The 23741-nt window shown below is 63.3% G+C and carries 18 protein-coding genes; 6 read left to right on the top strand and 12 right to left on the bottom strand.

The annotated features are described in order from the left end of the window. Positions 1-221 precede the first annotated feature (221 nt). A complete protein-coding gene (locus tag ECTHA_RS16865; RefSeq protein WP_051582553.1) occupies positions 222-1463 on the bottom strand; it encodes an SAM-dependent methyltransferase in 1242 nt (413 codons plus the stop codon). Between the two features lie 103 nt (positions 1464-1566). Continuing rightward, on the bottom strand, positions 1567-2691 hold the full coding sequence (locus ECTHA_RS0102695; RefSeq protein WP_156946805.1) for an acyl-CoA desaturase: 1125 nt from the start codon (positions 2689-2691) through the stop codon (positions 1567-1569). 41 nt (positions 2692-2732) lie between these two features. Here ECTHA_RS0102695 and ECTHA_RS20195 point away from each other — a divergent pair, with 41 nt between their 5' ends. After that, positions 2733-2915: a hypothetical protein gene (locus ECTHA_RS20195; RefSeq protein WP_156946803.1), complete on the top strand. Its 183-nt coding sequence runs from the start codon at positions 2733-2735 to the stop codon at positions 2913-2915. Between the two features lie 49 nt (positions 2916-2964). Here the strand turns inward: ECTHA_RS20195 and ECTHA_RS0102685 are convergent, their stop codons facing one another. Next, a complete protein-coding gene (locus ECTHA_RS0102685) occupies positions 2965-3735 on the bottom strand; it encodes a ceramidase domain-containing protein (protein ID WP_025281005.1) in 771 nt (256 codons plus the stop codon). A gap of 193 nt (positions 3736-3928) precedes the next feature. Between ECTHA_RS0102685 and ECTHA_RS0102680 the strand changes: the two genes are divergently transcribed. Beyond that, positions 3929-8575, top strand: a complete 4647-nt coding sequence (locus ECTHA_RS0102680) for an acyl-CoA dehydratase activase-related protein (RefSeq protein ID WP_025281006.1) — start codon at positions 3929-3931, stop codon at positions 8573-8575. A gap of 414 nt (positions 8576-8989) precedes the next feature. After that, positions 8990-9124 (top strand): hypothetical protein, encoded by a 135-nt coding sequence (locus ECTHA_RS20500; RefSeq protein ID WP_274520788.1) that lies wholly within the window; start codon positions 8990-8992, stop codon positions 9122-9124. Positions 9125-9356: 232 nt separating this feature from the next. Here ECTHA_RS20500 and ECTHA_RS0102665 read toward each other — a convergent pair whose 3' ends face one another. From ECTHA_RS0102665 to ECTHA_RS0102655, 3 genes are all read right to left on the bottom strand, one after another. Beyond that, complete coding sequence (locus tag ECTHA_RS0102665) at positions 9357-11453, bottom strand: hypothetical protein (RefSeq protein ID WP_025281007.1); 2097 nt, start codon at positions 11451-11453, stop codon at positions 9357-9359. Further along, positions 11450-13870 carry a hypothetical protein gene (locus ECTHA_RS0102660; protein WP_025281008.1) on the bottom strand — a complete coding sequence of 807 codons (2421 nt, stop codon included), beginning with the start codon at positions 13868-13870 and terminating at the stop codon, positions 11450-11452. The genes ECTHA_RS0102665 and ECTHA_RS0102660 overlap by 4 nt, the downstream gene beginning before the upstream one ends. A 467-nt stretch (positions 13871-14337) precedes the next feature. Further along, complete coding sequence (locus ECTHA_RS0102655) at positions 14338-15762, bottom strand: dihydrolipoyl dehydrogenase family protein (RefSeq protein WP_025281009.1); 1425 nt, start codon at positions 15760-15762, stop codon at positions 14338-14340. A gap of 238 nt (positions 15763-16000) precedes the next feature. On the opposite strand from ECTHA_RS0102655, the gene ECTHA_RS0102650 reads away from it, so the two are divergent. Further along, positions 16001-16357, top strand: coding sequence for a hypothetical protein (locus ECTHA_RS0102650; RefSeq protein ID WP_025281010.1), 357 nt, complete (start codon positions 16001-16003; stop codon positions 16355-16357). Between the two features lie 82 nt (positions 16358-16439). Here ECTHA_RS0102650 and pgl read toward each other — a convergent pair whose 3' ends face one another. The 6 genes from pgl to ECTHA_RS18835 all read right to left on the bottom strand — a co-directional run bounded on the left by pgl (position 16440) and on the right by ECTHA_RS18835 (position 22760). Further along, entirely contained in the window at positions 16440-17222 is a 783-nt protein-coding gene (pgl, locus tag ECTHA_RS0102645) for a 6-phosphogluconolactonase (RefSeq protein ID WP_169738269.1), read from the bottom strand. Beyond that, on the bottom strand, positions 17194-18714 hold the full coding sequence (gene zwf, locus ECTHA_RS0102640; RefSeq protein ID WP_025281012.1) for a glucose-6-phosphate dehydrogenase: 1521 nt from the start codon (positions 18712-18714) through the stop codon (positions 17194-17196). The genes pgl and zwf overlap by 29 nt, the downstream gene beginning before the upstream one ends. 35 nt (positions 18715-18749) lie before the next feature. After that, positions 18750-19727 carry a phosphogluconate dehydrogenase (NAD(+)-dependent, decarboxylating) gene (gene gnd / locus ECTHA_RS0102635; RefSeq protein WP_025281013.1) on the bottom strand — a complete coding sequence of 326 codons (978 nt, stop codon included), beginning with the start codon at positions 19725-19727 and terminating at the stop codon, positions 18750-18752. After that, positions 19712-20878, bottom strand: a complete 1167-nt coding sequence (gene tal / locus ECTHA_RS16860; RefSeq protein WP_025281014.1) for a transaldolase — start codon at positions 20876-20878, stop codon at positions 19712-19714. The genes gnd and tal overlap by 16 nt, the downstream gene beginning before the upstream one ends. Further along, positions 20875-22239, bottom strand: coding sequence for an NAD(P)/FAD-dependent oxidoreductase (locus ECTHA_RS16855; protein ID WP_025281015.1), 1365 nt, complete (start codon positions 22237-22239; stop codon positions 20875-20877). Before ECTHA_RS16855 ends, tal begins: the two co-directional genes overlap by 4 nt. Before the next feature lie 74 nt (positions 22240-22313). Further along, positions 22314-22760 (bottom strand): DoxX family protein, encoded by a 447-nt coding sequence (locus ECTHA_RS18835; protein ID WP_025281016.1) that lies wholly within the window; start codon positions 22758-22760, stop codon positions 22314-22316. A gap of 341 nt (positions 22761-23101) precedes the next feature. Here ECTHA_RS18835 and ECTHA_RS0102615 point away from each other — a divergent pair, with 341 nt between their 5' ends. Both ECTHA_RS0102615 and ECTHA_RS20005 read left to right on the top strand, forming a co-directional pair. After that, entirely contained in the window at positions 23102-23389 is a 288-nt protein-coding gene (locus ECTHA_RS0102615) for a transposase (protein ID WP_025280892.1), read from the top strand. Between the two features lie 50 nt (positions 23390-23439). Further along, a partial coding sequence (locus ECTHA_RS20005) for an IS3 family transposase (RefSeq protein ID WP_169738268.1) occupies positions 23440-23741 on the top strand: 302 nt, incomplete at its 3' end.

Below are 23741 nucleotides of genomic sequence, written 5' to 3'. Positions count from 1 at the left end.
AACCTATCCTGGGTGATCCAACCACGAAACGCTGAACGCTCATGGGCGTTTTCCGTCAACTGGATGTTGATCGCAGCATCCAAGGCTGATGCTTTTGGATGAGCCTTCCGCCGCGCTGGACCTGCCCAGCCGCCGTCGGCTGTTCCTGGCGTACGACCTTTGAGGACAGAGCAACGAGCACGCCTTTGCCGGCCGTCTTCGTGTCGCCCATGTGCCTCAATTCAGGCAATCGCCTTGCCTGTATCTGCGTCCTCTTCGGCGTGCCTGATGTTGTGGGCGGGCTCCGACTGGTACAGATAATCCCGGGTTTCGGGAATCACCCCATGGATTCTGGCCAACTGGACCTGGAACACCACCTGGCCCCAGTAACGGAAACTGCCCTCGCAGGTGGCCAGATAGAACTCCCACATGCGGCAGAAGCGCTCATCGAAATGTTCGGCGGCCTCGTCGCGAATGGCCTGGAAACGCCGATACCACTCGGCCAGGGTCTCGGCATAGTGCAGGCGCCATACGTCCACGTCGGTGGCCATCAGCGGGGTTTTTTCCACCGCGGCTGCCACTTCTGACAGCGCAGGCGTGTAGCCACCGGGAAAGATGTTCTTGGCCAGCCAGGCGTTGGTCTTGCCCGGTGGGTCCACGCGACCGATGGTGTGCAGCAGCGCCACGCCCTCGGGCTTGAGCAGATCGTGAACCTGCTGGAAGTAGCGCCGGTAGTAGGGCTGCCCCACATGCTCGAACATGCCCACGCTGACGATACGATCGTACTGCCCACGGTGTTCCCGATAGTCCTGGAGATGGAAATGCACCCGGTCCGACAGCCCGCGGCGCTCGGCCTCGGCACTGGCGGCGCGCAACTGCTCGCGGGAGAGGGTGACACCGTCCACCTGGACATCCGCATGTTCTGCCAGATGGAACGCCATGCTGCCCCAACCACTGCCGATGTCCAGAACGCGCATGCCGGGCTGCAGCAGCAGCTTGCGCCGAATCATGTCTGCCTTGGCCTGCTGGGCTTCCTCCAGGGTCATGTCCGGACGGCGGAAATAGGCACAGGAGTAGTACATGTCCCGGTCCAGAAAGCGCCGGAACAACCACTCTTCCAGATCGTAGTGATGGGAAATATTCCCGTAGCTGCGGGTGATGCGGTTACCCTGCTCCCATAGCCTGCGCAGGACGACCAGAGGCAGGCTGCGACGTTTTCGGAACGCGGGGGCAAAATTGCGCATGACCTGGTGCACCAAGGGCCGCAGACCTTCGGGCCCTGGATCCCAGCCGCCTTCCATGTAGGTTTCACCGAAGTTCAGCGCCGGGTCCCAGGCCAAGCGTTGCAATACCTTGCGGTCATGTACATGCAGGTTGACCTGGGGTTCCCCGTCACCGAACCGTTTGCTGGAGCCATCGGGCAGGTGCAAAGCAAGGCAGCCTTCGCGTACCTGCCGCCGGAGTTGTCGATCGAGCCACATCATCTCCGCCCCCCAAGTTGACCCACGGTTGGCTTCTAGCTGAGTCTAGTGCTAATTGGCATAAGATCAACCGGGGAATTCGCTTCCGGGGGGGCATTGAGCCTGTTCATTGGGAGAGAGCTGCATGCAGTACCCGCAGACGCTGGCGCTGCATCCGCAGGCGATACTCCAGTTCCTTGTAGGCCGTTCGCATTTCGATGCGTGTCCAGCGGTCGCGTAGCGCCTCTCGCCCGACCTGTACCCGGCGTGCCTGCCACTGCTGCCACTGGGTTACGGTCTCTTTGAACTGATGATATTCCCTGTCCAGGGCCTCACTCCAGCTAGGGGCCACACCCGTGACCTCAAGTCGCGCCCGAAGCCTTGCAAACTGGGTGGAAATGCGGGCCCGCTGGATCCTGAAGCGGGGGACGCGCCGACGGTCGTGCGCCAACCCCACCCAGGCGCACAGGTTGATGAACCACTTGGAGGGATCGTACTGCCACCAGTGAATTCCATTGCGGTAGTCCGACTGAAAGGCATGGTGATAGTTGTGGTAGCCCTCACCCCAGGTCACCAGAGCCACCAGGGCATTGTCCACGGCCGTATTGTCATCGCTATAGGGGCGTTTGCCCCAGGTATGGGCCAGAGAGTTGATGAAAAAGGTGAAATGGTGGCTGACCACCAGCCGCAAAACCCCCGCCAGCAGCAGCATGCCGACCACATCCCCGAGCATCAAGCCCAGGGTCAGGGGGAACAGCAGATTGGTGGACCAGGCCAGCAGCCAGTAGTACCGGTGCTGAAAGCGCGCAATCGGGTCTCGGGTGAGGTCCTTCACGGTGCTGAAATCGGGCTGGCTCGCGGGCCACTCCCGCAACATCCAGCCTATGTGTGCGTGCCAGAATCCAGACCGAACGGAGTGGGGGTCGCGATCCACATCATCCACGTACCGGTGATGATTGCGATGCCGGGCCGCCCAATTGTAGATGCTGTTCTGCAATGCCATGGCGCCGAACACAGCCAGCAACATTCGCAGGGGCCAGCGGGCCTTGAAGGTTCGGTGGGCCCAGAGGCGATGATACCCCACGGTGATACTCATACCCCCCAGGGCCAGCAGCACCCCGAAGGCCAGCCAGGCCCATCCGCTGTACCCTTGGGTGAATCCCCACCAGGGCACCACGGTCAACGCCAACAGATTGGTGAACGCAAAAAACAGTGAAGTGGACCAGGCCACGGGGGGATTGATTCTGGGCACGGGAAATACCTGCATGGACAAGAAGAGAGCGGGGCACCAGGATGAATACGCCTTACACCCGCCTACTAGGACAGCCGAACTCCAGCAAAATGCCGCGTGCCGCCGTATTTTTTGGCCTGCATGTACTTGGTCACCAGTACCGAGTGGTGTGGAGCCAGGCCATGGGGGTGGAATGGGGGTTGCGCCACTGGCTGGCCCGCCCCCTGTACCGGGCGGCAGGATGATCGCTGCCGGAGAGCATGGTACAGGCGCTGACCCGGTCAGGGCGATTGATCAAGCCCGCGGGCGCCATTGGCGTCGGCGCAGCATGCGCAGGATCCAGTAGACGCTCAGGGCGGCTAGCAGGTGCTTGAGGGTGTGGCCGCTCAGGAGGCCGCCCGTGAGGTCGTGGATGGGATGGTCGAGTCGATCGGCCCCCAGCGCCAGTAGGTACCAGACCACCGCCACCGGTAAATCCTTGTCGCGTGTGTAAATACTGGGATGAAGCAGTACCATCAGCGGACCCAATACCAGGGGCAGGGCCTGGGTGAGCATGTACAGGCGCAGATCGCCGGTTCCCTGAAGTTCGCTCCAGTACCAATGAATGGCGCCGAGGGCGCCGACCAGCAGCAAGGCCGGCAGGACGACAGTACCCCGACAGGCACCGACCCGGTCCGACAGGATCGCCGCCAGGATGGCCATGAAAGCCAGGCTCATGGCCAGGCGGTCCCAGAACAGCCGCCCATGATCCGGGGCCCAGTGGTAATAAGCCGATCCGATCCCTACCAGTATCACAGCGCCGAAAAACGTCAGATAGGGCCAGTACTGGTGCGCTTCGCGAAACCGGTGAGGGTGGCGGGTCACCCAGATCACTCCCAGCAGACCGACCCACACAAAGGCCAGATTGGAGACCACGTCGGCGACATTGGGGATCCCCAGCCACGCCCCGTCGGCCGCGAAGTCATGGTAACTCTCGGGCTGAGGCAAGGGCGGCAGTGCGAGAACACCCAGCAGGACCAGGAGCGTCACCGCCAACAACAGACCGGTTTGCCAGTGCATCCTCATGGGGGTAGCTTAATCCATCCCACCCGGCTTTGGCCTGGGACTGGCGATCGTGCGCGAACTGGTAGATGACCCCCGGCATCGCCTGGGCGATCCGGCGCAGACGCTCCTCGCTGTCCATGATTTGCTGGATCAAGATTGTGGTTTCACACCAGTGAGCGTTCACACCGCTCTCAAGATGCACCACACTTGGAGCATGTCGCGAAAAGATTCGACCAGGCTCTACATCGACGCCGGCGTCAGCCAGGTCAGGGCCGTGTTGTATGTCCAGGGGGCACCAGCGCGTGAATGGCAGCTGGAGACCGGTCACCATCTGCCCAGGCAGGTACGCGAGAGTGGACTGCAGGAAGCGAGTCAACGGGCTGCAGTGCGCCTCACGGGAAAACTCGCCGAGCCGGTGCGTCAGTTGCTGGGGCACGGTTCCTCGGTCCTGCCCGCCGCCGCCCTGTGGGCCGCCCTGCGGGTGCGCCAGCAGCGTGACTACCCCGGGCAGAGGCTGGGTCTCCTGGAAATCTCCGCTTCCGGCTATCTGGCCCTGCGTCTGGACCTCGATGGTGGCGCCGGGGACGCCGGGCTGGTGACGCACCCACGCTGTGGTGCCGGCTCGGGCACGAACCTCAGCCGTGTTCTGCAAAAACTGGATGTCCCCGCCCAAGCTGTGGATACGGTGCTTGCCGAGTATCTGGGCGAGACGGGCCGGGAGCGGCGCATGGCCCTGCCGGTGCGAGCCGATCGTTGTGGCGTGTTCGGGGCGTCGGCCACCATCTCCGACAAGAATCAGGGTATCCCGGTGGCCCACGCCCTGGCGGTCACACTGAAATCCGAGGTCAACAAGGCCTGTCGACGGCTGCCCCTGCCCGTGGACCGGGTGCTGCTGAGTGGCGGTCTGTTCCGCTGGGCCTTTGCCCGGGATTGCGCCCGGGATGCCCTCGGCGACGCCGGTGTGCGCCATATCACCCACCTCGCTGACGCCAACCTGTCCCTGGAAGGTCTGCGGGCCCTGGATGAATCGGAACCGGACCCGATGATCCCGTCAGCACCGCCCGATCCGGTGAGGCTGGTCTTCGACCATCCGGCCTTTCACACCCTGGAAGCAGAACTCCAGGAACGGCAACAGTTGCACCGCCAGACCGCACCGGCCCTGGATCCGCAGGGCTGGCCCCCGGGTCATCCGGTGAACATCGGCCTGGACGTGGGCTCCACCATGGCCAAGATGGTGGTCAGGGCCGCCGACGATGGCCGCCTGCTGCACGCCGCGTCGCAGAGCAATGCCGGCGAGACCATCGCCACATTGAAGGCCCTGTTCACCGCCCTGTGCGACGCCGGTCACCGTGAACTCAACGTGGGGCGCATCGGCATCACCGGCAGTGCCCGCTACCAGGTACGCGAAGCACTCACCCGGCTCTACCCGGCGCTGGATGGACGGGTGTCGGTGATGGTGGAAAATTATGCCCACGCACGGGGCTCCCTGGAGGCGGCTCGCGAGCACGTGCGCCACCTGGCCGAGGCCGGGCATGACGTGGACACCCGTTGGTGCATCCTGGTGGACATCGGCGGGGAGGACACGAAGATCTCCACCCTGCTGCTGGAAGGTGGCGACCTGTTCGACAATGCCATGAACATCAAGTGCTCCGCCGGCACCGGCAGCCTGATGGACACGCTGGCCAGCCTGTTTGGTCTGTCTTCCGCCTCCGAGGCTTATACACAGGCCCTATCGGCCCCGGGCGCCCACCACCTGGATGCCACCTGTTCGGTGTTCCTCCTGGAGCACGCCCGTACCCTGCAGGCGCGTGGCGTGGGCAATGACGTGATCCTGGCCTCCGCCTGCTGGGCGGTGGTGGAGAACATGGCCCGCACGCTATGGAACCAGATCCACCTGCCGCCGCGTTCCGTGGTGCTGCTGCACGGCCAGCCGATGCTGGGCCACCCCCTGCCCACGGCGGTGATCAGTCGCCTGCAGCGTCTGATCGGGGAGAAGGTTTACGGCCTGATCCCGCCCTTGCCTGGCCACCGGGCCTGTCTGGGCTTGTTGCCGGCAGCGGATGAGACCGCTGATGCCGTCACCCTGGACCTGGACACCTTCATCCAGCGGGAGTACGACAAGCACATCATCACCTGCAAGGGGGCCGTGTGCGGGGATCCCGATGCCCGCTGCCATCGCACCCTTCTCAAGACCCTGGACCCGCAACAGGGCATGCTGCGCCTCACCCTTGGCGGCTGCAGCGCCATCAACGAGGCCACGGGACGCAAGAAGGACCGGGACACAGCCCGGGTGGCCGACCCCTACCAGTCGCTCTGGCGGCAAAGCCATGAGCGGTTGCCGCAAAGTCAGGCGCCGGATCGCCTGATCATTCCCCGCGCGTTCGCCGTGTCCGAGTGGGCGGGGTTTTTCGCCGAACTGTTCAGTCAACTGGGCGTGCCGGTACAGGTGGACACGCCGCGGACCGAGGATGTACTGGCCGGGCAGTCGCGATTCCGCGTCGATACCTGCGCCCCGCATCTGGGGGTGGTGGGCCAGCTGATCCGGCTGGCCGCCGAGCCCCACGGATACATCCTGGCGCCGCAGATCGAGTTCCTGCCGCTCAATGGGGCTGGCCTTGGGCGCAGTTGCACCATCAACCAGGGGGGACTGGCCACTGCACGGGCCATGGCTCAGGAGGCGCAGCCCGGGGCACGGATCCAGCTGTTCCACCTGAACCTGCGCCATCCCGATCCTGCCGCGCTGGCGGCGCAGTTGCTGCCGCAGCTGCGAACCGTATTCACGCACTATCGCCTCGAGGTGGATCTGGCACGCCTTGAAACGGCCATCGCGCAGGCACTGGCCGGTCAGCGGGCCTGGCGCCAGACACTTCAGGATAGCCTGGCCGACCAGCTGGAAGAGGCCGTGGGGCAGGGGCAGGAGGTTGCGCTGGTCCTGGGCCGGGAATACATCCTCACCCCGGGGCTTTACGACAGTCATGCCGGCCGCCTGCTGCGTGACCGCGGACTGGTCCCCGTGCCCGCGCATGCCCTGGATGTGACGGTGGATGACGATCTGACCCACCTCTACTGGCGCAATCCCCAGGTCATGGCCACCCTGGTGAGGGCGGTCAGTCGGGGCCAGCTGCATGCCCGGCTGCGTCATCGGCGATTGCGGCGCTTGTTCCGGCAACTGGAGGCCCCGGGCCGCCAGCCGCTGGCCCTGGTCTTCGTCTCCACCTTCCTCTGCGGGCCCGATAGCGTCAGCCTGCCGCTGATGTCGGAATTTGCGCGGCAAAGGCCCTTTCTGCTGATTCAGTCGGATGCGGCCATCCAGGAACTCGCCCACCTGGAAAACCGGGTCAACACCCATGCCCAGCAGGTGCGGCAGTACCTGTCCCAGGGTGTATGGCAGGCTCCGGAAGAAGGCTTCGAGGTGCGTACCCTGCAACGGCTCACGGACCTGTCCGACGGTATCGATCCGACCCGCGACGTGCTGGCACTGCCGACCCTGGCCGACAATCGTTTCGTGACTTCAGTGCTGCAGAGCACCCCGCTGACCTGCCTGGACAACTACGACGACACCTACGATCTGGAGGCCACCATCCGCCATGGCCGCGCCGCGGCGGGCGAGTCGGTGTGTGCCCCGCTGGCCGCCGTCTATGGAGACACACTCGCCCTGGTGGAACGGTTCCGCCGTTTGCGCGAGGATCCAGAATCCCCGCTTTACGGCAAGCGCCGCCTGCTGGTGTTCAACAACAAGGGGATGGGCCCCTGTCGCCAGGGTCAGTATGTGGAAACCCACAAGCTCCTGTTCCACCGGGATACGGGCCCGCTGCGCGATCAGGTCGGCGAGGACGAGGCGGAAGATCTGCTGAGGTTTCTGGTGGGGCTGGAAGATCAGAGGTTTGACGTGGGCCTGGGCAGGACGGTGTTGCTGCGTTGCATGCAGGGCGCGGTGCTGCAGGGGGTCTGTCACCAGCTGCTCTTCGAGGCGGCGGCTTGCTGCCCCGACACCGACGCCCTGGCGGGTTTGCGAGGGGAATATCGGGCGTTGACGGCGACCCTCTTCCAGATCCAGCGTGAGTGCAAGGCGCCGGAGGGGGCGTTGACCTGGTGGCCGGCATGGCGCCGTCACCGGCGTTCGCTGCAGCGGCCACTGCGGGATTTTGCCCGGCGCTGGGTGACGCATCCACCGCCTGCGGCATCACTGTTGAAGATCCACGTGGAAGGCGAGACGTACATGCGGGTGGCCCAGGTGGAGGCCCTGTTCGACTGTCTGCTCAGGCTGCTTGGCCCAGGCCGTTTCCACCTGACCTACACGCCCGTGTGGTCCTATCTGGACTACAAGAATGCGAGTCGGCGTTGGCGCAGTCTGGAGACGGTCCGCGAGAGCCATGTACGCTTGTCCCGGGCCACTGATCCGGGCACACGGTCATCGCTGCGGCGCCTGCGCAACGCCCGTGCCGGCCGTTTCCTCGGGGCCCTGGGGGTGGAATGGGGGTTCCGCCACTGGCTGGCTCGCCCCCTGTACCGGGCGGCAGGATTACCGCTGCCGGAGAGCATGGCGCAGGCACTGGATCGGTCACGTCGATTGATCCCAACCGGCCGGCCCGGTGGAGAGTTATCCCCCTATGTGGGTGAGGCCCTGGGTAAACTGGAGGCTGGTTACGACATCGTTTTCAATGTGGCCCCGGAGGGCTGCATGGTGTCCAGCATGGGAGATGCCATGAGCGGTCGTCTCATGGAGGAAGCCGGCGGTCAGGGCCGCATCCAGCCCCTGTTTTCTGCCCAAGGTAACCTGGACGAAGACCAGGTCTCCCGGATCCTGCTCCAGAAACTGGGCCCGGAACGTTTCTACGGTGGTGCCTCTCCCCCAGGGTGATTGAGGCTCACCGACCGCGTGCTGAACGATCGTCGCCATGGTAGCCGCATCCGCTGGCTGACACCCGGGCGGGCCATCGGGCGATTGCTGCTGGCACCGTTTCGTCAACGAAACATCATTGCCCCCCATTCAGGTGCCGGGCCAGGATGCCCATGCCCAGAAGCAGGCTGGAGACGGATGTGAGGGTTGGAAACACGGGCGATGTCGGTGACAGGATCAGTCCTGCATCCTAACGCTTTGAGCCAATTGGTCCACCCCTGGCCCGAACCCTAGGGCATTCGCGGCATGAGCGTGTTCTGCTTCGCCAGGCGCAGGATTTCATCTCGCCGTGATGGCCTGCTTCGGTGTGGGGTTGGCCAATGGTGCCTTCGGCACCCTCGCGCCCGTGTATGCCAGCAGCATCGGTCTGCCCCCGTGGCTGAACCGCAACCGGCCTTCGTGGGCCTGGAGGCCATTCAGGGCCTCACCCAGGAGACCCTGCATCTGGATCCCCGCGTGAATGAGTTTGATGAGGACGAGAGGGTGAACTCGACCCCGGACCGCCGATGATCCTCCTGAGACAGAAAGGTGGGGCCGGAAGGCAGGTCGACGAGGATCACCCGACGAACCCGGCGCTGATCGACTCCAGATAGCCGATCACATCCTCGGTCCGCCCTTCCTGCACCAGTTGCAGCAGGGTCTTGTGACGGAACGCAGGAACGGGCTCGTTCCTGACCAGGAAGATGGCCCGCTGTGGGTCCGTTATGCCGGGATTTCCTCTCGAAGCGGCGGCTGATATCCCCTATTGCCCCTGCCGCGCGTCTCTGCGCGCCTCAGCCACGGTCAGCGCCAGCCCATGCTCGCGGATCCATGACTCGACGGCTTCCGGTTGCCGGGCATAGGCCCGCAGCAGGCGTTTTTCGGTGGATCGGCTGAACTGGCAGCGCTCGGGGAGACTTTCCCACACCACGCTGCTGAACGCCGTCAGGGTCTGCATGCTGATCTCGTCGGGACCGATCAGTTCGGCCCGCTGTCCAGCGTAGGCGGCATCCTTGAGCCGTTTTTCGGCGGCCCGACGCCAGTCGTCGATGGCCAGGGATGTCCCCGCGTCTCCCACGTTTCTCAGAAGTTCCTCCACATCGGCATCGGTCATGCGCCGGTCGTTGGCCAGGGGAAAGTAGTAGGCGGCCTCCATCAGCCGATCCCGCGTGCGCTGATCGATGTAGATGGGATCGGCATCGGCCCTGGGGAGCAGCACATAGGGCCTGTCGATACCCCGCTGCCCCCCTCCCGGTTGGTGGATATAGGCGGAAAGCCCCGCCTGGCGGAACAGGTAGTCATCCCGGTCCAGGCTGGCATTGGGATGCGCCTCGCCGAATCGGCGCATGGCCTCGGTCTGGGCCTGGGTGCCGGAGATATCTGCCATCACATCGTGTCGATCGACCAGCTCCCGCATCATCTGATCCACCTGACCGGGCAGCGCCAGGGCCTCGGCATAGAACTGTGACATCTCGCTGATACCGGGCGGCAGGCGGCCGGCGGCGCGCCTGGAGAGATCACTCATGACGTTGAAGGCGTTGAGCATGCGAGCCTGTGCCTCGGTGTAGCGACCGGAAGCCGCCATCCGGTCAGCCTCGGCCCGCAGCCTCTTGTAGTCCTGATAGGCATCGTAGGCATAGGCGCCCCACTTACCCGCCTTCAGGGCGGTGCTCACGCCGGAAAGTGCGGTGTTGATCACCTGTTCATTCTCGATGATCTGCTCAAACCGCCGGGCATCCTCCGGGCTCAGCCCCTGCGCAGCCATGTCCCGCCATTGCCGGGCTGCCGCACCGGTGCTTTTCTGGTACTTCTTGAAGTACTTTTCCACCAGGTCGGTCGTGTCGATGAGGGCCTGGCCCATCTGTCGCGGATCCCCGGAGGTGGCATCGGAGAAGATGCCCGGCAGCTTGTGGGCATCCTGCGCGGCCCCCAGCCCGGTGAGCAGGGTTTCAATCCTGGCGCCTTCCTGCTCGGCCCGGTTCAGTCGTGACTGCAGGACAATGATCTGGCCTTGATCCCCGTTCGAAGCCTTCTGCAAGTCTTCGAGTTCTTTGCTCAGTTCCTGCTGGGCGGTCTTGTTGACGGCCCGCGCCAGTTCGGCGATCGCCGTGTGGGTATGCTTGTGGGTGATCAGCTCCTTGCCCAGTTCCTGCACGAGGCTGACTTCCAGTTCCTTCTCCACCCGCTGCTCGATCCGGGAGAGTCTGCGTTGCAGATCCTGACGGTCGTACTCGGCCTCGCGCTGCAGTTCCCGGGTTACGGACGACGGCGGCGGCAGTACCGGCACACCCTGGCTGGCCAGGTAGTCATAGCCGTACTGGAAGTCGCGGATGCTGTCGGGGCTTGTGCGCAGGGAGTGGTGTTCGCGGCACTCGTCCAATTTTTGTCCATAATCGATCCCTGCCTGGGGCAGCTCGGAAAGCGCCCCCAGCAGGTCCTCGAGGATGTCTTCACCGGCGTAGCCATCCCTCCCGGAACAGAAGCGCCATATACGGGGGTCGGAGGGAAGCGGATTTCTCCAGCAGCCAAACCCTCGGGTCATGCACGGCCCGCCCGGTCGGCCGCAGATGTACATGTCATCCCAGCCGGGCAGGGCTGCGGGGTGGTAAGAGGTGCTGGTGGTGCTTGACCCATACCTGGCGCGGCTGCAAAGGCAATGGTAAAAGTCATCCGAAACCGGGATGCCGATGCGTTCAAACACCTGTTTCTGGCGCTCGTAATCCATGCCGATGATCCTTTTCAGCGCCGGGTGGTCCTCCTTGTCCATGAACCGCTGATCGGCAGTGACAGGCAGGGCCATGCCCAGGGACAGCATCAGCAGCACGGGAAGCATGAATGAGAGGCGGGCCCGTGTGTTCATGGCAAGTCACTCCCGGGCCCGGACATCAGGGCCTTCAAATAGGCTTCAGGGTCGAAGTCATCCGGATCACGCAATTCCCAGTAATCGGCGGCAGACATGCCCATGGGGGTGACCCAGCCCGCCTCGATCTCACGCAGGACCATGCGCGCCGGTGCCATGCGGTCCCAGGAGGTGGTCTGGCCGCCTTCGGACATGGAGCGCACCGTCATGTGCCAGCGCGTGGAATCGGAAATGGAAAACCCCGTGCCGCGGAGGCTGAGCCCGCCCGGCAGGCTGACCTGCATGGAGTGCTCTCCCAGTTCGATATCCACCGTGCCGTCCCAATGGGCGCCCATCCAGGCCGCATCAATCTCGCGAAACCAGGAGGATCTTCCCTTCTTCAACTCCAGGACGTACTTCCCGGTCAATCGATTATGCCGATGCCTGACCAGGCTCACGCCCGGGGCATCGGCACCGGCGCCGGTGACCGGATCGTTGGCAAACAGGACCTGGAAGCCGTCCGTCCTGTCCGGATCGAACCTCAGCCGCACCCGGTAGGCCGTGCGATCCAGACGCCCATCCAGGTTGATCACCCGCTCGCTGGAAACGATGCCCGCACGACTGTTGCGGTAGCTCGCCGGCACGTCCACTTCCAGTCCGGCTTCGGTGTATCGGGCATAATCGTCAAACTCCATGCCGCTGCGGGCGTGATTGTCCCAGAGGGCATCTTCCTGGCCCGAAAAGAGGGCGGTCATGGGCAACTCCGACACACCCGGCTGGGGCACGCCGGCGTACATGCGGGGCCCCGGCGAGCGCTTGAGGGTGATCCGGTCGAGCGCCAGCGCCACCGGTGCGTCGTTTTCCTCGGCCCGGGAATACACGTACAGATACAGACCCTGGCCGGAGGCCAGCGCATCCCAGGGCGTCAGGGTATCGGGAAATCCGGGGGCCAGCAGGCGAACGCCCTCGGGGGTCAGCCTGAAGGTGAGGCTTTCGGGCATCGCCTCCGGTTCCGACTCCAGCAATGACGCGTTCCGGCGGGTCTGGACGTGGGCCTTGTATCCCTCCTGGCCGTCACGTCTCCAGTGCATGAGATAGAAGGGGTCTGAGGGTTCGCGGCGTTCGTTCCCCAACTCGGTGGTCAGGGCCACCACCAGCCCGGTGGTCTGTTCGGGGCGGAGGTGGAAGGTGAGGTCCTGGGTTGCCATACCCTGAAACCGGTCCAGCCAGAGCAGCGGATGCACCGAGCGGATGCCGGCCATCACCCGTCCCTGGTCCGCCGGGGCATCCACTCGCAAACCGCCCTCATGCATCGACAGGTATTGCAGATAGGCATGCCGTGTGGCGGCAAAGGTTTCCCAGTGTCGCCCCAGGATTTCGCCGCTGAACAGCACGGTCTTCGTCGGCGCCTCGACCAACGCATGGGGATCATGTGTCAGCAGCAGGTCCCTCTCCGCGATGGCCACGGAGCGCAGTGACAGTCGGCCCGGCGTATTGCTCTCGCGGGCAGAAGCCATGACCACCACATGCCATGGCTCAAGCGCCAGCAGATCCGGCGCCATGACCTCCAGCAAAAGACGTTCTTCATCGTCCAGGACCAGAACCTCACCCCCGGGTCGCAGGGCCAGCGTGACACGATCGGGTATCGGCCCATCCAGTTCGACCTCGGCCAGGCGGTGGTTCTGCCCCCCACCGGGCCTGGAGGTGAGACTCAGTTTGACAGGCTCCTCATCCGGTGTGGCCAGTGCGAGACGAAAGGCGTGTGCCCGGCCTTCGTTCTCGTCCAGTTGGTCCGGGGCAAGCAGCGACAGTACAGGATTGCTGGTGCCCTGTGGATCCACCGCCAGGGTGATACGCGCCTCGTGGGTGTCATGGGCGTACGGGGGATGGAAAAGGGGTTCGACGGACCGCATCCCGACAGCAATCCTCCTGGCATCCTGGGTGTCGATCTTCAGGGTCGCATCGGAAAAGGCCCCGTACTCATCAAGGAACTCCGGTCGGGGATTCAGGTTCGCGTTATAACCGAACGCTTCCCAGTACTCATCCATGTAACCAGAGAAGACCTTGGTGACCCGCTCCGGCGGCGTCTTGCCCAGATCGGCCATCAGACGGGCCAGAGTCTGCAGATCATCCCGGTGCCCCTCAAGCCCATCCTCGGTTCGGGCGCGCTCGGCCAGGGCGGCCACCTGCTTCCCATCCAGCCCGAGGATATCCAGGCCCTGGCCCTGCAGTTTCAGGAGCATGGGCATGTAGCGCTCCGGCAACGCCCCCCAGGCCCGCAGGGCACGCACCGTCAGGTCGCCCTCCGCCTGCAAGCGCATCAGGGCTTCCGACGTCTCCGGGGGCTCGGCCCGAACGGGCTGGGGCGCAAGGGCGGACCAGAACAGTATGAGGATCAAGCCGGCGGTCAGCAGGGGGCTGACGGGAAGCGCGCCCATGAAGGACCACGCCTTCCTGTGACCATACCAAGCCGGAACCGGTGTCATTGCAGACATGGCAGTGTCTCGCGCAGGTTCGTTTTGCTGGATGCATCCAGGATCCGCCCGCTTTCGCACTTGGGCAAGTCGACTCCTTGTCGACCAATAGACCCATGGGATATTGGCAGACACGATCCAAACAGCCTTGTGTGTCAAATTTTCGAGAAGCTCCGCTGCAAGATCCCTTCGTCCGCCGGATACCTGTCAAGTCCCAAGGGAGGCCCGTCCTGAGCAGCGGCGGCAGCGCATGCCACTGAAATCGGTCCGCAAGAGGGTGGCGAGACGGATTTTCCGTTGGGCGAGGCCTCATGGCAGGGCGGTACGAGCTTTCCGATGCATAATGGGAGCTGGTCAAGGAAATCGTATCGAAACCACAGCGCCCTTAGCGGGCCGGCTCTCCTTCAGGGCCTTCAGGTTTTGAGGCTGTTTCAAGGGAGTATCCGCTGGATCCAACGGACGAGGCTTCGCGTGCGCGGCGAGAAGAGCTTAGAAGCGTAAAGCGTATTGATCGCTCGTCGATGGACCTGCGCGCGGGTGGGGTAGGCGTGAATCGTGGCCGAGATCTGCCCGACCTTGAGGCGGGTTTGCATGGCCAGTACCAGTTCATGGATCAACTCACCGGCCTGTGCCCCCAGTAGGGTGGCGCCCACCAGCCGTTCCTTTTGGATGACCAGTTTGGCCGAGCCGGCCGTTTCACCATCACACACCGCCCGGTCCACGTCACGGAAGGAAAACCGGGCAACCTGGACGCCCATGCCCCTGGATCGGGCCTCGGCCTCGGTCAGTCCCACTCGCGCCAGTTCGGGCGCCGTGTAGGTGACCCAGGGCACCACTCGGTAGTCGGCGCGCTTGGGAAGGCGGAAGACGGCATTGGCGATGATGATGCCGGCCTGGTACTCGGCGACATGAGTAAAGGGATACGGCCCGCAGCAGTCACCGCAAGCAAAGATGTGGCGCTGGCTGGTCCGCATGCGTCGATCGACGCGGATCAGCCCGTTCTTCACCTTCACCCCGGCCGCTTCCAGGCCCAGATCGTCGATCTGGGCGCGTCGGCCAGCAGCGACAAGTACTGCGTCGGCTGTCACCTGAAAGCCACCCTCGGCATTTTGCCCCTGCAAGCAAATCTCGCCGTCTTCGGAGGCAACGGATTCCACCGTGCTGCCCGTGGCCACGGACAGGCCTTCATTGCTGAGTTGACGCTCAAGCGCTCGTGTCATTTCCGGGTCTTCCCGTGGCAGAAGCGAGGAGGGACGCTGCAGCACCGTGACCCGGCTACCCAGCCGAGAGAAGGCCTGAGCCAGTTCCACGCCCACGGGCCCCCCTCCCAGAACCGCTAGCCGCTCGGGTAGCTGGCGCTGGTCAAAGATGGTCTCGTTGGTCCAGTAATCGATTCCATCCAGGCCGGGAATGGGGGGCACCGCCGGTCGTGAGCCCGTGGCGATGACCAGGCGCCGTCCCCGAATCTGCTCGCCGTTGATCTGGACAGTGTGCGGGTCGACAAATCGGGCGGCCCCGAAGCGCACGGACACCCCATAGTTGCGAAACCGTTCCGGGTCGTCGTGCTCGCCCAGGGTGTTGATGGATGCTCGCACCCGATCCATCACGCGGCCCAGATCGACCTCCGACGCCACTGGTTCCAGACCGTATCGATCGGCGTGCCGTATCTGATGGGCCACCGCCGCCGAGCGGATCAGGGTCTTGCTCGGCACACAGCCGTAGTGGAGGCAGTCACCGCCAAGCCTCTCGCGACGTTCGATGAGCACGACGTCAAGGCCCAACTGCCCGGCAACGCTGGTAATGATGAGTCCGCCCACGCCGCCGCCGATGAGGATCAGGTCGTGTGAATGTTTCATATTGGTTCACGCTCCTCAGGGAAGCCCTGTTGCGAAGCCTGCCGAGTTGGGTGGTCTTAACCCATCAACTGAACGGACGTCTCAGTCATGATCAGGGGCGTGCCTAAGTATTAGCACTGTAGGTATTCATCCGAATGTTGGTCAGGGGTGACGCGGCCTATTCTGAAATCAAGCTCAAGGCACACGGCAACACCGCCTTGGGATGAGATCCGAAACCGCGATTGGAAGGAGAATGACCATGAAAATCCTGACCTTGAAAAACAGTCTCATTGCCGGCACCGCCACGATGATCATCGCCACCACGGGCCAGGCCATTGGCTCGGAGTGGGATCACCTGTTGCAGACCTATGTGCCGGCGGGCGCGGCATACCAGACCACCCTGACCACACCGCCCAGCGACGCGAAAGCCACCAAGGGCAATACGGTAGTGGGTTCAGTCTATGACCCCCACCTGCAGGCCTTTGTGGGCAAGGTCGAGGGCCAGCCGGTGGGTTCGCTCCGTTCACCCGCACCCTCCAGCCCTGCCGAGCCGGCCAACATTACGGGTAGTCACTACGATCCCCAGCTTCAGGCCTTCGTTCCCACGGTCGAGTGATGGTCGCCAAACCCCTGGAGGCGCCAGTGGGCGCTTTCAGGGGCGATTGGAGGTCCCTTCAAGATCTCGATCCGTTGAGAATTCATGATGGGATGACGGCCGTCCGATCGAGATACCAACGAGGCTGCGCCTGAGGTGTCAGACGCTGTATCGGTAGGGGCGTGGACAGGTTCTCCCCCCTCTGGATACGTGCCATCACCTCGCGTTTATCCGAACCTGCCACCAGGAACCAGAGATTCCGGGCATGATTGAAGACTGGATAGGTGAGGGTGATCCGCCATTCTTCCCCCTCCGGGGGGGGCACCGCGACGACGGGGCGGCGATCTTCACGCAGGGCATCCGAGTGCGGGAATAATGAGGCGACGTGACCGTCCGATCCCAAACCCATCAGGGCCAGATCAAAGATCGGCCAACACCCGTCAGCAGTCCTTGGCAATGATTGCAGGTGGGCCGCGTATGCTGCTGCGGCGTTTTCGGGATCGTTACCGGCGTTGAACATGATGTGTACCTGGGATGACGGGATCGGTACTCGAGAGAGCCAGGCCTTGCGGGCCATGCCCGCGTTGCTGCGGGGATGATCGGGGGGCACGCAGCGTTCGTCGCCGAAACAAATATGCCAGCGGGACCAGTCGGTCTCTTTGATACGGTCTGCCAGTTGTTCATACAAGCGCTGAGGCGTGCGACCACCGGAGAGGGCAATGTGGAAACGCCCCCGTTCGGTGATCATGTCGTTGGCCAATCTCAGGCAATCGATGGCGGCGGTGTTTGCCAGGCTGTCAAGGTCGTCGAAGACCCTGTTATGGTCTATTCGTGCAAGCATTGGACTCACCATCGGCTCAGGGTTGATTGTTCCACTGTCGGCCATCCTGTTGCATGAGACGATCGGCCGCCTCGGGGCCCCACGTGCCAGCAGCGTAGTTGGGGAAATCTCCGGGCGAGCTGTCATCCCAGACCCGAAGGATCGGGTCAATGACCGCCCAGCCGCCCTCGATACTGTCGGCCCTCTGAAACAGGGTGGCATCGGCACGCAATGCATCGAACAGCAGGGTCTCATACCCGGTACTGGGCCCCAGACCAAAGCGATCCCGATAGCAGAATTCCAGATCAGCGTCGGCGATGCGTATCGAGGGTCCGGGCCGCTTGGCGCCAAAGCTCAGGACGATGGCCTCTCTGGGCTGGATCCGCAACAGCAGTCGGTTCGGGGCCAGATCCTCCACGCCGGTGCTGCGGAACATCATGGAAGGTACCGACTTGAACTGAATCACGATCTCTGTTTGCCGCATGGGCATGCGTTTTCCGGTCCGCAGATAAAATGGCACACCGGCCCAGCGCCAGTTGTCGATCTCCAGACGCAGGGCGGCGAAGGTTTCCGTGGGGGAATCCGGTGCGATGCCTTCTTCTTCGCGGTAGCCGTGCACGTCCCCTTCCTCGGAAATCTGCCCGGGACCATACTGACCCCGAACCGTCCTCTGGGCGACCTGATCGGCGGTGAAGAGCGGGATAGCCCTGAGCACGTCCCCCTTGGCATTGCGCACGGCTTCGGCATTGAAAGAGGCGGGTGGCTCCATGGCAATCAAGGAGAGCAGTTGCATCATGTGGTTGGGGACCATGTCCCTGAGTGCCCCAGCGCCGTCGTAATAACCGGCGCGATGGCCGATCCCCAGGTCCTCGGCCACGGTGATTTGCACGTGGTCCACGTAGCGGCGATTCCAGATGGGCTCGAAGATGGCGTTGGCAAAGCGAAACACCATCAGATTCTGCACAGTCTCCTTGCCCAGATAGTGATCGATCCGGTAGATCTGGGCCTCGTCCAGGGTTTCCAGCAGACGTCTGTTCAGTGCGATGGCCGAATCCAGGTCATGGCCAAAGGGTTTTTCGATGATCACGCGTTCCCGTGCCTGCGGATCCCGCCTCAGGATGTTGGCTTCACAAAGATGTGCCACAAGGGACGCAAAGCGACTGGGGGGCGTGGCCAGATAGTGCGCGTGGTTGCTATCGGTCCCCCAGCGTGCGTCCATCTCGCGCACCTGCTGGGCCAGGCACTTGAAGTCGTCGGGATCCTCCCAGTCCACGGAAACATAGCTCACTCGTTTCAGGAGCCAGCGCCAGCTGGTCTCATCGAGTCCGCCCTCAAGATGCGGGCGGACGGTTTCATCCAGGTGATCGCGAAAGCCTTGTTCGGTGAAGGCCTTGGATGACACGCCGATCACCCCGAACTCATCCGTTAGCAAGCCGTCCCGGGCCAGGTGATGGAGGGCGGGGAAAAGTTTGCGCTGGGCAAGATCGCCCGACGCGCCGTAGATCACCATCAGCCCGGAGGCGGGGGATCGAGATACTGAAGGGGTTGGGCTGTGCATGGAACGGACTCCTGCAAGGGCATGATTTCAACTCATCAGGGCTCGGCATGGCCACCGAACTGATGACGCATGGCCGACAGGATCCTGTCGGAGAAACTCGATTCCTGGCGTGAACGAAAACGCGCGTACAGCGCCGCAGTGAGCACTTGGGCCGGCACGGCCTGTTCCACAGCGGTCAGGACGGTCCAGCGTCCCTCGCCTGAGTCCTGGACGTGGCCGGTAAAGCCATCCAGGTCCGGATCGGCATGAAGGGCGGCCGCCGTCAGGTCCAGAAGCCATGATTCCACCACGCTGCCGCGGCGCCACAGCTCGGCAATCGCAGCCACATCGAATTCATACCGATAGGGCTCGGGTGCCTCGGGCGTCCCCGCACTCTCAAGGATGTTGAAGCCCTCGGCATAGGCCTGCATGAGGCCATACTCGATGCCGTTATGAATCATCTTGGCGTAGTGCCCGGCCCCCGGTGGACCGCAGTGCAGATAACCCTTCTCCGCTGGCTCCACCGAGCCCTTGCGCCCTGGCGTGCGAGAACTGTGGTCGGTGCCGGGGGCCAGGGTTTCCAGCGCGGGCTCCAATTGCTGGAAGGCCGCCTCGGCGCCCCCCACCATGAGACAGTAGCCACGCTCCAGGCCCCAGACTCCGCCACTGGTCCCTGCATCCAGCAGAAAAATGCCCTTCTCGGCCAGCGCCTGTGAGCGGCGAACAGTGTCCTTGAAATAACTGTTGCCACCGTCCACGAGCACATCCTTCGGGCTCAGATACGGGGTCAGTGTCTCGATGACCGTGTCAGTGACGGCGCCGGCCGGGACCATCAGCCAGATGCTGCGAGGGGGACGCAAGGTTGCCGCAAGTTCGTCCAGGGATTCCGTCGGGTGCACCCCGGGTTGTTCCTGTGCCAGGGCATTGGCGACCTGCGGATCCCGGTTATAGACCACACACTCATGGCCATTGCGTGCCAGGCGTCGCGCCATGTTGGCGCCCATGCGCCCGAGTCCGATCATGCCAATTTGCATGGGTGTTCTCCTGTGGTGGGATGGGTATTTGCCTCAATCTTGCCTGCAACGGTTTCAAGTAACTGGGCGTAGGCCGATTTGAAGCCGTCGATCCCCTCTTGGCGCAGCCGCGCCGTAATACTATTCAGAGGAATACCCAACAGGCTCAGTCTCGTTAAAGCGTGTTCGGCCTTGGCCACGCCCTCCGATAATGTCGGGTTGACCTGGCCATGATCGCGGAATGCCCAGAAGGTTTCCGGGGGCATGGTGTTGACTGTCTGTGATCCGATCAGGGATTCCACATAATGCACGTCCGACATCACCTTGCTTTTGGTGCCGGTGCTGGCCCACAACAGGCGCTGCGGTCGTGCGCCCATTTCCGCCAGTGCCCTCCAGCGGGGCGTGGCCAGGATGCCAAGGTAATCCCGGTAAGCCAGGCGGGCATTGGCCACGGCGACCTGGCCCACGAGTTCTTTGGCCTGGCGGGCATTTTCGCCGGAAAGCCTCGTATCGAGCCTTTGCTGCAAGGTCGCGTCCACCGCCGTGTCGATGCGGCTGATGAAGAAACTGGCGACCGAAGAAATCGTGTTCAGGGGCTTGCCCGATACGGCACGACGTTCCAGACCACGCTGATACGACTCTGCCGCCCGCCGATACAGAGCCCGGTCAAATAACAAGGTCACATTCACGTTGATGCCATCGGCGATCAGGTCTTCGACAGCCTCGAGGCCCTCGCGGGTCCCGGGGATCTTGATCATGACATTGGGGCGTTCCAGTGCCTTCCAGAGTCGGTGCGCCTCCTGGTAGGTCTCCCGGGCTGACTCCGCTAATGTGGGGGACACTTCCAGGCTCACATAACCATCCGCCCCCGAGGTCCTCGCATGCACGGGTGCCAGCAGATCGGCGGCCTCGCGAATATCCTTCAAAGCCAGTGACTCGTACACGCTGAGCGGATCAAGTTCACCCTGTTCCACTTTGCTCTCAATAGCCCGCTCATAACCATCGCCGGCGGCGAAGGCCTTCTGAAAGATGGCCGGATTGGAGGTGATACCGCATAACCCGTCTTCCCGGATAAGGCGTTCCAGGGTGCCGTCGGCGATCATGGTGCGGTCAATGGCGTCCAGCCACGGCGATTGCCCGGCAGTTTGTAGTTGATGCAATGCGTGTGTCATGACGAGCCTCCTGGGCCGGCTGATTTTGCCGTTGGCGTGTGTCTTGAGGATGGAGGATGCGCAGTCTCTCGAGTCGATATTGCGATGGATGGCATATCGCCGGTGATGAGGCGGACGCCGCGGCCGAAGGTGAGATAGGACCAGAACCAGTTGGCTGCCACCATCAGGCGATTGCGAAAGCCGATCAGGAAATAGATATGAGCCAGACCCCACAGCCACCAGCCTGGATAGCCCGAGACCTTCAAGCGGCCGAAATGGCCCAGTGCCGAGTGGCGACCGATGGTGGCCAGTTGGCCCGGATTACGAAAACGGAAGGGGCCGGGAGCAGGACGGTCCCTGAGGCGCGAGGCAATGTGACGCGCCGCATAACGCCCCATTTGCTTGGCGGCGGGCGCCACGCCCGGGGTATGGGATCCGTCCGGGTTGCGGTGGCTGGCGACGTCGCCCAATACGTAGATGGTCGGGTCCTGGGGCAGACGCAGTGTCTCGTCGACCGGTATTCGTCCCGCCGGGTCGGTTTCCACCTTGAGCCATCGTCCGGCAGGGGAGGCGCGAACCCCGGCGCTCCAGATGACCGTGTGTGTCGGGAGCACGCGCGACCCGATCCTGACGCAGTTTGCATCCATCCCGTCCACCCGGGCATTCAGGATCAGTTCCACGCCCAACCGACCGAGGGTCTTGGCGGCCTTTCGCGACAAGGAGGGTGGAAAGGGGCGAAGCAGGCGTTCGTTGGCATCCACCAGGACGACTCGGGCGTTCTCAGGCTGAATATTCCGAAAATCCCTTGCCAGAGTGAACCGGGCCAGTTCGGCCACGGCCCCGGCCATTTCTACGCCAGCAGGGCCGCCTCCCACGACCACAAAGGTCATCAGGGCCTCCCGTGTGGCGATGTCCTCTTCCATTTCCGCCTGCTCGAAGGCCAGCAGGATGCGTCGGCGCAGTTCGATGGCATCTTCGATGCGTTTGAGACCGGGTGCCCACTGCTGCCAGTGGTCCTTGCCGAAATAGTTGTGCGTGGCCCCGGTGGCCACGATGAGGTCGTCGTAGGGCACGTGGCGCCCACCTGCGGTGTAAACCCGACGTGTCCGTCGATCGACATCCTCGACGGTGTCAAGCAATACGCGGACGTTGGGAAACCGGCCGACAATGCCACGAATGGGCGCGGCGATGTCAGCCGGGGACAGGGCCGCGGTGGCCACCTGATAGAGCAGGGGTTGAAAAAGATGGTAGTTGTGACGATCGATGATGACGATATCCACCGGTGCCCGGGCGAGCTTCAGTGCTGCGCTCAGTCCGGCGAATCCGGCACCCAGGATCACCACGCGATGGCGGTGGTTGGCACTGTTCGAGATCAGGGTCATGACTCATGCTCCCCGGTGAGTGACCGGGGCCTGGCGAATCAGGCTTCGCCCAAGCCCCGATCAGTCGTGGTGACTCAGGATTGGTTGCCGCGCAGGATGAAGCTCAGTGCCAGCAACAAGAGCACCACCTGGAACTCCATGCCGCCCATGGGGTGACTGTCGCTGGCGACGAAACTCCACTGCCCCCAATGGACCATGGCGATGGCGCCAACCAACACCGGCGCGGCGGCCAGCCCCGCCAGTCGCGTGACGATGTCACCAAGGCGGTTACGCACGGTGGCACCGACAATGATGCCCACGCCCGCCAGCACCTCCGCCATAGCGACCAGGAAGGCGACCGTCACCGGCAGGTTCATCATGGCGGCAAAGCCGCCAATGCCCATGACGAACTTCTCCACCCCGTGAAACAAAAAGACACTGGCAAACCCGGCGCGCAGGAGCCAGTGGCTGTGGCGCGCAAGGAGGGCATTGACGTTTTGAGAGGTGGCTTCATAGTGATTTGTGTCGATACGGGTGTTCATGTCTGAATCCTCCGGATTGTCTGGATGCAGGCGCTTTCGCGCCCTACGGTGTAAAGGCTAGGCCTGCTGTATTGCCGCCGGTATCCGGTGTTCTACCTACGTATTCCCCCGCATGCGCGGGAGAGGGGGAGGGGGCTATGCTGTGCCCAGCAACCTGGCCCCCGTTTCGCTCCTGTGGAGGACGTTCACTGTGAATCCATCTAACAAACCGGCCGCATCGACTCAAAGCCATGGCCTGTGTGATCACCGCACAGACTCAGAGGCATCCGCCGACTGTGAGGTGGACCCCAAAATTCGGACCAGGGGTTAAGCTCTGATCATTCCGACAGGAGAATCTGATCATGAGCAGGAAACGCAAGCAATACAGTGCCGACTTCAAGGCCAAGGTGGCCCTTGAGGCCCTCAAAGGGGAGCAGACCACCTCGGAGCTGGCAGCCCGCTTCGAGATCCATCCGACCATGGTGAGTCAGTGGCGGCGTGAGTTGCTGGACAAGGCGACGGGGATCTTCGAGGGCAAGGGCGGCGGCAAAGCGGCCCAGAAGACCCAGGAGGAGATCGACACCCTGTACCGTGAGATCGGCAAGCTGACGGTGGAACGGGATTTTTTATCGCGCAGGCTCGGTCGTTGAGCCGGGCCCAGCGACAGGCCTTGGTGGAGCCACGGGCGGTTGATGTCAGCGTGCGGCGACAGTGTCAGTTGCTCGACATCAGTCGTTCCTCGGTCTACTACCGGCCCAAGCCAGCCCAGGATAGCGACTTGGAGTTGATGCGCCTGATTGACGAGGAATACCTGCGAAGGCCGTTCTATGGTTCACGGCGGATGAGGGCCTATCTCAACCGCTTGGGCCACCCGGTAAACCGCAAGCGAGTCCAGCGGCTGATGCGCCAGATGGGCCTGCACGCAGTGTATCCGAGGCCGCGCACCAGTCGACCGGGGGAGGGCCACCGGATCTATCCCTACCTGTTGCGGGATCTGGTGAT

This window comes from Ectothiorhodospira haloalkaliphila ATCC 51935 (genome assembly GCF_000633935.1).
In the GTDB taxonomy this organism is placed as follows: domain Bacteria; phylum Pseudomonadota; class Gammaproteobacteria; order Ectothiorhodospirales; family Ectothiorhodospiraceae; genus Ectothiorhodospira; species Ectothiorhodospira haloalkaliphila.
This window is presented reverse-complemented; position numbering and strand designations above follow the sequence as displayed.